The 601-nt window shown below is 54.9% G+C and carries 1 protein-coding gene and 2 tRNA genes; all 3 read left to right on the top strand.

Translation table 11 applies throughout. The features are described from left to right. The coding region (locus BRX37_RS27180; RefSeq protein WP_206434242.1) for a hypothetical protein at positions 1-192 on the top strand (192 nt) is incomplete at its 5' end. 20 nt (positions 193-212) lie between these two features. After that, a tRNA-Ile gene (locus BRX37_RS26450) sits at positions 213-289 on the top strand. Between the two features lie 8 nt (positions 290-297). Further along, a tRNA-Ala gene (locus BRX37_RS26445) sits at positions 298-373 on the top strand. The last annotated feature ends 228 nt before the right edge of the window (positions 374-601 follow it).

Genomic DNA, 601 nt, shown 5'->3' with positions numbered 1-601 from the left:
CGTAGGGGAACCTGCGGCTGGATCACCTCCTTTCTAAGGATCGTGACGAAAGCGTCAGCTCTAGAAGCTGAAAGAGCTTCGTCATTTCCAAAGAACATAGCCGCCGTCCTCATGTCCCTTCATCACTGGAAAATGCGTGTCGCAAGACATGCATCTGCCTGGCAGGCTTTCGAGCGCCTCGCGCTGCTGTAAAAAGCAGCCTGATAGGCACCGGGCCGGTAGCTCAGGTGGTTAGAGCGCACGCCTGATAAGCGTGAGGTCGGAGGTTCAACTCCTCCCCGGCCCACCATTTGGTTGGGGGCTTTAGCTCAGCTGGGAGAGCGGTTGCTTTGCAAGCATCAGGTCATCGGTTCGATCCCGATAAGTTCCACCATTTGATTAGGTCCGCCGCATAAGCGGCGACGGCCGTTCGGCCTTGCGAACCTTCGGTTCGTTGGAGCGCCGATCAAATGTAGCGCACCCAAGATTTCCAGGGATGAAGATAGCGGTTTACCAGCCAAGGCTGGTGATATGGCTCGCACAAGCGAGCCTCTTTGACATTGTGAATGGGTTTTTTAATCGATGCCGTGGCGACATGGTTTGGTTTTTGGTGTTTCCGCAA

This window comes from Sphingomonas sp. S-NIH.Pt3_0716 (assembly GCF_003950715.1).
Lineage (GTDB): Bacteria > Pseudomonadota > Alphaproteobacteria > Sphingomonadales > Sphingomonadaceae > Sphingobium > Sphingobium yanoikuyae_A.
This window is presented reverse-complemented; position numbering and strand designations above follow the sequence as displayed.